This window comes from Streptosporangium sp. G12 (genome assembly GCF_052983175.1).
Map to the genome: position 1 here is coordinate 1 of NZ_JBRIQO010000068.1, position 8,578 is coordinate 8,578.

General features: G+C 66.6%; 8 protein-coding genes. All 8 read left to right on the forward strand.

What is annotated here, in order from left to right; genetic code table 11:
* Nucleotides 1-540: 540 nt before the first annotated feature.
* A complete protein-coding gene (locus ACVCAG_RS45510) occupies nucleotides 541-912 on the forward strand; it encodes a beta-galactosidase (protein ID WP_440089851.1) in 372 nt (123 codons plus the stop codon).
* A complete protein-coding gene (locus ACVCAG_RS45515; RefSeq protein WP_440089850.1) occupies nucleotides 909-1,538 on the forward strand; it encodes a DUF1961 family protein in 630 nt (209 codons plus the stop codon). The genes ACVCAG_RS45510 and ACVCAG_RS45515 overlap by 4 nt, the downstream gene beginning before the upstream one ends.
* Nucleotides 1,535-2,110: a DUF624 domain-containing protein gene (locus ACVCAG_RS45520; RefSeq protein WP_440089849.1), complete on the forward strand. Its 576-nt coding sequence runs from the start codon at nucleotides 1,535-1,537 to the stop codon at nucleotides 2,108-2,110. Before ACVCAG_RS45515 ends, ACVCAG_RS45520 begins: the two co-directional genes overlap by 4 nt.
* On the forward strand, nucleotides 2,110-3,657 hold the full coding sequence (locus tag ACVCAG_RS45525; protein WP_440089848.1) for an extracellular solute-binding protein: 1,548 nt from the start codon (nucleotides 2,110-2,112) through the stop codon (nucleotides 3,655-3,657). Before ACVCAG_RS45520 ends, ACVCAG_RS45525 begins: the two co-directional genes overlap by 1 nt.
* Before the next feature lie 73 nt (nucleotides 3,658-3,730).
* Nucleotides 3,731-4,708, forward strand: a complete 978-nt coding sequence (locus ACVCAG_RS45530) for an ABC transporter permease subunit (protein ID WP_440089846.1) — start codon at nucleotides 3,731-3,733, stop codon at nucleotides 4,706-4,708.
* Between the two features lie 11 nt (nucleotides 4,709-4,719).
* Nucleotides 4,720-5,637: an ABC transporter permease subunit gene (locus tag ACVCAG_RS45535; protein WP_440089844.1), complete on the forward strand. Its 918-nt coding sequence runs from the start codon at nucleotides 4,720-4,722 to the stop codon at nucleotides 5,635-5,637.
* Complete coding sequence (locus ACVCAG_RS45540; RefSeq protein WP_440089842.1) at nucleotides 5,634-8,114, forward strand: exo-rhamnogalacturonan lyase family protein; 2,481 nt, start codon at nucleotides 5,634-5,636, stop codon at nucleotides 8,112-8,114. Before ACVCAG_RS45535 ends, ACVCAG_RS45540 begins: the two co-directional genes overlap by 4 nt.
* Before the next feature lie 42 nt (nucleotides 8,115-8,156).
* Entirely contained in the window at nucleotides 8,157-8,300 is a 144-nt protein-coding gene (locus ACVCAG_RS45545; protein ID WP_447191658.1) for an RIFT barrel domain-containing protein, read from the forward strand.
* Nucleotides 8,301-8,578: the final 278 nt, after the last annotated feature.

Here is an 8,578-nt window from a genome sequence, read left to right on the forward strand (position 1 = left end):
AGCTTCGTCCTCGAATGAGACCCGGACGGAGAACGCGGACATGAGAAAGAGGGGTGACGGCGACGCACCCCTCTTTCGCCCACTCATTAAAGGGACGGCAGCACGGTAGAACAGCGTCCGAAGCCTCTGGTTGTGACGAACGTGATCGTGGTGATCAGCCCGTCTACCAGGAGCTTCTTTGCGTCATCAGGCGAACACCGGCCCTACGGTCATACTGTGACCAGCGGTTGGCCGCCAGAAGATGAAAAAGGTTCACTGTTGTTCACGGCCATTGCTTTCTTCTCCTTCGAGCTGGAAGTTCGCACTCGAAGGATCACGCGATGATCGTCCTCATTTCACGGCGACACGCTCGCTAGCTGGGGAAACCCATGCACCACCCCCGTGGAGGCAGCTACGCGGGCAATCGTCATCAGTATTGGGTTGTTGCGCCCTGACCGCAACCGCACGCTAACACCGTTTCCTGAAATGGGGTCTTGTGCTGCCAGAAGAAGAACGTTTTAATCCCCCCTAACGCAGAGCTGACAAGAGCCAGGAGAGCATGTGATCGTCTACGGCGGCGCCCGGAACCCCGAGCGGTGGCCGGAACGAGCCTGGATCACGCCTGTCGTACTGAAGACCATCAACCTGATGCTCCGCCGGCATCGGGAAATGGACCGGTTCGGCTTCGGTGCCGAGGTGGACGTGGTGGCCGCCGACGCCACCACCTTCTTCCAGTGGCGCACCTCGCGGGCCGGTGCCGAGAAGTGGCACTCGGGCACGGTCCCGCACGCCGGCGTCGGCACCAAGATCTGGCGCGAGGTCGCCACGGCGCCCCCCGAGGGCGCGCCTGTCGAGGGGGTCCTGTCGGTCTCACCTGGCGCTGTTCGAACTGCTCATCCGGAAAGCGCTTTCCTAGAGGAGGGAGGAGGATGAGCTACCACAACGCCCTGGCCATTCCCGAGGACGTCAAGGGCTTCCAGCTGGAGGGCTCCGGCGCGATCACCTTCCCAAGGGGCCGGATGCGGCTGGAGAGCCTGCGGCCATCGGAGGACGGCCAGGAGGCCAACATCGTCCTGTGGTGCCCCGAGGACTTCGACGGAGACGTCACGATCGAGTGGGAGTTCTGGCCGGTCAACGAGCCCGGCCTGGCCATCGTGTTCTTCCACGCGCGAGGCAGGCAGGGCGAGGACCTGTTCGACCTCGCTCCTCGCACCGGTCCGTACGAGCAGTACCACCACGGCGACCTGGACGCCTACCACGTCTCCTACTTCCGCCGGATGTGGCCGTCGGAGCGCAGGTTGCACACCTGCAACCTGCGCAAGAGCCACGGCTTCCACCTCGTCGCCCAAGGGCCGGACCCGCTGCCCGCGGCGCTCGACGCCCAGGGGCCGTACGAGATGCGCCTGACCGTGGCCGGGGGTGAGATCGCCTTCTCAGTCAACGGCCTGGAGAGCTTCCGCTGGCGCGACGAGCACCCGCTGCCTGGCGGGAAGATCGGCTTTCGCCAGATGGCTCCGCTGATCGGTGAGTACGCCAACCTGAAGGTGACCTCGCCATGATGCGCCTCTACCCGGCCTTCGACGAGGTGTGGTGGGCCATCCGCCTCAACGCGCTGTGGCTGCTGTTCACCCTGGCCGGCGGCGTCGTCCTGGGCATCGGCCCGGCGACGGTGGCCGCCTACACCCTCGCCCGCAGACACGCGATGGGCGAGGGTTTCCCGCCCCTGCGCGCGTTCGCCACCACCTACCGGCGGGAGTTCGCGCGGGGCTCGCTGCTGGTACTCCCGATCCTCCTGGCGGCGGCCGTACTGTCCACCACGACCCTGTACGGCGCGGCCTCCCTGATCGCCCTGCTGTTCCTGGCGATGATCGCGGCATACCTGCTGCCCATGTACGTCCATTTCGACCTGCGGCCACGCGACTACCTCCCCAAGGCGTCGCTGTTCGCGCTCGCCCGGCCCGCGTCCTCGATCGTGCTGCTGTTCGCCCTGGCGGCGACGGCCTACGCGGTGTCACTCCTGCCCCTCCTGCTTCCCACGCTCGCCGTGGGCGGCTGGATCCAGCTGAACACCTGGCTGGCCTTGCGCTTCTTCGCCGAGAACGAGGCGCTCCTGCTTGCGAAAGGCAACTGATGAACACCACCCCCCGCCGACTGCTGGCCGGCATGTTTGCGCTAACAACCTTGTTCGGCGCGGCCGCGTGCGGCAGCGAGAACGAAGGCGGCCAGGCCGCGCCCGCCGCGCTGAACCTCATGGTCAAGCTCTTCGGCGCCGCACCGGACCCCAACGGCGAAATGCACAAGGCCGTGGAGAAGCTCGTCGGCAAAAAGCTCAACATCACCTGGGTGCCGGACGCGGACTACCCCTCGAAGACCAACGTCACCCTGGCCTCGGACAAGCTGCCCGACCTCCTGGTCGTCAACCCCAAGGACGCCGCGTTCACCAAGGCGGCCCAGGCTGGGGCCTTCTGGGATCTGACGGACAAGATCAAGAAATACCCGAACCTGCCCCAGGACCCCCGGATCCTGGCCAACGCCTCCACCAACGGCAAGAACTACGGCGTCTACCGGATCCGTCCGCTGCTTCGCTCGGCGATCCTGCTGCGCAAGGACTGGCTGGACAAGCTGGGCCTGAAGGAGCCGGAGACCACCGACGATCTCTACGAGATCGCCAAGGCCTTCACCGAGAAGGACCCCGACGGCAACGGCAAGAAGGACACCTACGGCCTGATCCTGCCGAAGTGGCCGGCTCCCAACTTCAGCGCCTCCAGCCCGTACAACGCGATCGACGTCTGGTTCGGCGCCCCGAACGGCCACGCGGTGCGCGACGGAAAGCTGGTGCCGGAGTTCGACGCTCCCGAGTTCTGGGAGGCGCAGAAGTACATCAAGAAGTTCATCGACGAGGGCTTGACCAACCCCGACTGGGCCACGCTCGACACCGCCAAGTGGAGCGACCCGTTCGTCCAGGGCAAGGGCGGCATCATCATCGACGTCAACGTTCGCGCCGACCAGCTGTTCCAACTGTTCAAGCAGGCGGACGCGAGCGACTACCAGACCAAGGTCGCGATGGCGGGCAACCTCAAACGCCCCGACGGCCAGAAGTTCTCGCTGCCCTTCACCGGCTACAACGACGTCATCGCCATCTCCAAGCAGACCATCAAGACCGAAGCGCAGCTCGACGACGTGCTCAAGATGATGGACAAGCTGGCCTCCAAGGAAGGCGCGACCCTCCTGAACAACGGCATCGAGGGGAGGAACTTCAAACTCGACGGCGAGTACGCAGTCAAGATCAACGACCAGGACCCCGCCATCCAGACCATCAACAACGATGTAGAGAAGGGCTTCATCCAGCTCGGCACCAGCGCCAGCGTCGGCTTCTCAAGCGACAAGGCGTACGAGTGGAAGCGCGCCACCCCCGAGGAGCAGGCCATCGAGGAAGAGAAGAAGACTCTCTCCGAACTCGACCTGCAGACGGCGCAGCACGACCCGACCCTGCCCTACATCTCCAAGACCGCGGTGGACAAGGGCGCCACGCTGAACCCGATCCCCACCGACGGGCGGATCAAGTTCCTCGCGGGTGAGCTCACCGAGGAGCAGTTCAAAGCCGAGATCAAGCGCTGGTACGACAGCGGCGGCACCCAGGTCATGGCCGAGCTCCTGGAACTGATCAACAAGGGCTGACGCCCTGACACGCCGTGTTCCGCGAGGGACTCCCACCGAGTCCCTCGCGGAACACGCGAGAAAGGAGGCCGCCATGGCCACCGACCTGGCACGGGTGCCCGCCAAGGTGGCCACCGACAAGCCCGCAGGGCCACGCGGCAGGTTGTTCCCACCTCTGTCCACGTTCGGGCGCCACCGCTGGCTCTTCCTGATGCTGCTGCCCGGCCTGGCCTACTTCGCCATCTTCAGGTACTGGCCGATGTACGGCCTGTCCATCGCGTTCAAGGATTTCGTGCCGTTCCTCGGCGTCGAAGGCAGCGAATGGGTGGGACTCAAGCACTTCGAGGATCTGTTCACCGGGCCCGACTTCGGCCGCCTGATGGGCAACACGATGATCATCGCGCTGCTGACGATCCTGATCGCCTTCCCGGCGCCGATCATCGTCGCGCTCCTGCTCAACGAACTGCGGGTGCGCTGGCTCAAACGTGCGGTCCAGTCGCTCATCTACATTCCGCACTTCCTGGCCTGGACCATCGTCGCGTCGCTGACGTATCTGCTCTTCTCCGTCGACTACGGCGTGATCGCCGACTGGATCCATTCGATCACGGGCGGGCAGAAGGTCGACTACGTCGCCCAGGAGGCGTGGTTTCGGCCGATCATCATGCTGCAGACGGTCTGGAAGACCACCGGCTGGGGCACGATCATCTACCTGGCCGCGCTGGCCGGGGTCAACCCCGACCTGTACGAGGCCGCCCGCATGGACGGCGCCGGGCGCTGGAGCCAGTTCTGGCACATCACCCTGCCCGCCATCCGGCCCACCATCGTCATCATGGCCATCCTCACCTCCGGCAACCTGCTCGACCAGAGCTTCGAGCAGTTCTGGCTGCTGCGGAACTCGCTCAACGCGGGCGTCGCCGACGTCTTCGACACCTTCGTCTACTACGTCGGCATCACACAGGGCGGCTACAGCTACGCCACCGCGGTCGGTCTGTTCAAGGGCGTCGCCGGACTGGTGCTCATCTTCGGCTGCAACTGGCTGGCCAAGCGCCTCGGCCAGCGGGGCCTGTTCTGAAGGAGGGGTGCATGGCGCACAACCTGACCGCGAAGAAGCTGGCGGAAACCCCCGCCACGGTGAGCAACTACAGCTCCTGGGGCAGCCGGCTCTTCGACGCGTTCAACATCGCATTCCTCGTCGGCCTGGCGCTGGTGACCATCCTGCCACTGATGTACGTGCTGGCCGGGTCCTTCGCCACCGAGGCGGAGATCGCCACCAGGCCGTTCTTCCTGTGGCCGGACACGTTCATCACCAGCACCTACGACTACATCTTCAGCACTCCCGTCTTCCTCAAGGCGATGATCACCACCATCTGCGTGACGGCGGTCGGCACGCTGGTGCAGGTCATGTTGACGCTCACCATGGCCTACCCGCTGTCCAAACGGGCACTTCCCGGCCGAACCCTGATACTGAACCTGGTCATCTTCACCATCGTGTTCAGCGGTGGCATGATTCCCACCTACCTGGTGGTGCGAGACCTCGGCATGCTCGACAGCTACTGGGCACTGATCCTGCCTCTGGCGATCAACCCCTTCTATCTGATCATCGTTAAGAGCTTTTTCCAGGAACTGCCGGAGGCACTCGAAGAGGCCGCCCGCATCGACGGCTGCAACGAGCTGGGGGTCTTCTGGCGGATCGTGCTGCCCCTGTCCAAGCCGATCATCGCCACCTTCTCGCTCTTCTACGCGGTCGGCATATGGAACGACTACATGTCGCCCCTGCTCTACATCAACGACAACGACAAGTGGACGCTCCAGGTACTGGTCCGGATGCTCACCAGCGTCAACGCCGAGCGGTCGGTCTCGGCCTTCGACACGGTGCTCTTCCCCGAGCAGGGCATCAAGTTCGCCGTCGTGGTCGTCGCGACTCTGCCGATCCTGCTGGTCTACCCGTTCCTGCAGAAACACTTCGCCAAGGGCGTCATGATCGGTTCGGTGAAGGAATGACCGAAGTACGCTGGCTCGACGGGGCGCGCAGGCAGGGTGTCACCTGGGGAGTTCCCTGGCCGCGCGGCACCGTGGCCGCAGGGACCGGTTTCGCCCTGCGCGACGGCACTCCCGTGCAGAGCTGGGTCACCGCCACCTGGCCGGACGGCTCGGTCAAGTGGTCCGCCCACGCCATCGGCCCGCAGAGCGACCCCTCCGACGCCTACGAGCTCTGCCCGCGGGCCGTTCCCACCCTGCCCGAGCATCCGGTCACCGTGACCGGCCGGACGATCCGCTCGGGCCCGGTCACCTGGCGACTCGGCGGCGGGCTCATCGAGTCCATCTCGTACACGGAGTCGGAGAGCTCGCGACGACACCGCTCCCGCGAGATCGTCAGGAACGTCCGCCTGGTCAGCATCCACGACGACGAGGTGACCGCCACCGTCGAGCGGGTCACCGTCGAGCAGGCCGGCCCGGTCCGCGCGGTGGTCAGGGTCGAGGGCAGGCATGGTGCCCGGCTGCCGTTCACCGTGCGCCTGTACTTCTACGCGGGCTCGCCCGAGGTCCGCCTGGTCCACAGCTTCGTCTGGGACGGCGACCCGGAGCGTGACTTCCTGCGCGGACTCGGCCTGCGCGCCGACGTGATCATGCGCGACGAGCCGCACGACCGGCACGTCCGGCTGGCGGGGCCGTCCAGGGAATTCGGCGAGGCGGGATCGGCGACCGGGTTCCTGACCGAGGCCGTGCGCGGCCTGACCGGCCTGCGCCGCGACCCCGGCGCGGCCGTACGGCGGGCGCAGGTCGAAGGGCGGGCGGCCGATCCGTCGGCGCTGGCCGACCACCTGCACCTGATTCCCACCTGGAGCGACTACACGCTCGACCAGAACAGCGCCGACGGCTTCCTGCTGCGCAAGCGCACCAAGCCGGGGCATGGCTGGGTGACGATCCCCTCCGGCACCCGCTCCCAGGGGTACGGCTACGTGGGCGGCATCAGCGGCGGTCTCGGCTTCGGCCTGCGTGACTTCTGGAAGCTCCACCCCACCCGGCTCGACATCCGCGACGCCGCCACCGGCCTGGCGGCCGCGACCGTCTGGCTCCACTCCCCCGGCGCCCAGCCCATGGACCTGCGCTTCTGGCACGACGGCCTGGGCCAGGAGAGCCACAGGGAGCAGCTGGAGGGCCTGGAGATCACCTACGAGGACCACGAGCCCGGGTACGGCACCCCGTACGGCATCGCCCGCACCCACGAACTGTCGCTGTGCCTGTTCGAGGCCACCCCGTCGAACGAGGCGCTGGCCGAGCGCGCCGCCGGTCTCACCCCGGGGCTGCTGGTAGCCTCCCCCGAGTGGATCAAGGAGGCGGGCGTCTTCGGCACGTGGGCGCCGCGCTCCGACGACGCGCCGATCGAGGAGCGGCTGGACTTCCTCTTCGACCACTACCTCGCGCAGCAGGAGCAACGCCGCTGGTACGGGTTCTGGGACTACGGCGACGTCATGCACACCTACGACGCCGACCGGCACACCTGGCGCTACGACATCGGCGGCTACGCGTGGGACAACTCCGAGCTGTCACCCGATCTGTGGCTGTGGTACCAGTTCCTGCGCACCGGCCGTGCCGACGTGTTCCGCTTCGCCGAGGCGATGACCCGCCACACCGGCGAGGTGGACGTCTACCACCTGGGCCCGTGGAAGGGCCTGGGCTCCAGGCACAACGTGCAGCACTGGGGCTGCTCCTGCAAGCAGCTGCGCATCTCCAGTGCGATCTACCGGCGCATGTTCTACTACCTGACCGCCGACGAGCGCACCGGCGACCTCATGGACGAACTGTCCGAGGACGCGGTCGCCGCACTCGACCCCCTGCGGAAGTATCGCGACGTCTCCGAGCCGAGGATCGGCCTGGGCACCGACTGGGGCGCGCTCGCGGCGATGTGGCTCACCCGGTGGGAGCGCCACCGCGACGTCGGCGCGCGCGACAAGCTGCTGGGCACGATGGCCGATCTGGCGATCCTGCCACATGGCTTCCTGGCCGGGGAGGCGGAGCTGCGTGACGGTCGTCTACGCCGGACGGCGGACGAGATCACCCTCTCCCACCTGTCGGCCGTCTTCGGGTTGCCGGAGGTCTGCGCGGAACTGATCGACCTCGACCTGGGGGTGGTCGGCTTCGAGGAGGCGTGGCTGGAGTACTGCCGCCGCTATCTCACCGACCCGGAGCTCAGGGGTGTCTCGCTGATCCAGGCGCACAGCCGCCTGGCCGCCTACGCCGCCGTCCGTACCGGGGACCGGAGTCTGGCCGACGTGGCATGGCACGCCTTCGACGTCGGCGAAGGCGACCAGCTCAACGTCAACCCCCTGCAGGCCCAGCGCGACTGGCAGCTCACCCACGTCCGAGATGTGAGCGTCCTCATGCCCGTCGACGAGGCTCCGTATGTCTCCACCAACGACGCCAGCCAGTACGCGCTGGCGGCGATTCAGCTCCTGGCACTCATCCCTCGGAGGTAGGTACTCGCCGAGGAGCGGACCTTCGTGCTGAGCGACGGCGCCGTGGCGCAGAGCCGGCCGATCGCCTGTTGGCCGGACGGCTCGGTCAAGTGGACCACCCATACGATCGCTCCGGCCACGCCGGGACTGTACGGTTTTCGGCTCTGGCTCACTTTCGGTGGTGACGGAACGTGCGCATCAAGCTGACGCCGCGGAGCTGGGCGAGTTCCTCATCAAACGCCCGAGAGATCGTGCGATTGCCCGTGCCCTTGCGGCCGGACCGCGTCACGACCCCTTTTGGCCAGCTGATTCATCCCTAGCGCGCCCTTATCGCCTGTGACCACGCTCGGTCACCACCGAAAGTGGGCCAGAGCCGAAAGTGAGACAGAGCCGTTCACTGGACAGACCCACATGGCACGAGATCGGCACCGGGGGCGTGAGGGCTGCGCCGCGGATCCGCGGATCCGCGGTCACGTCGAGACGAC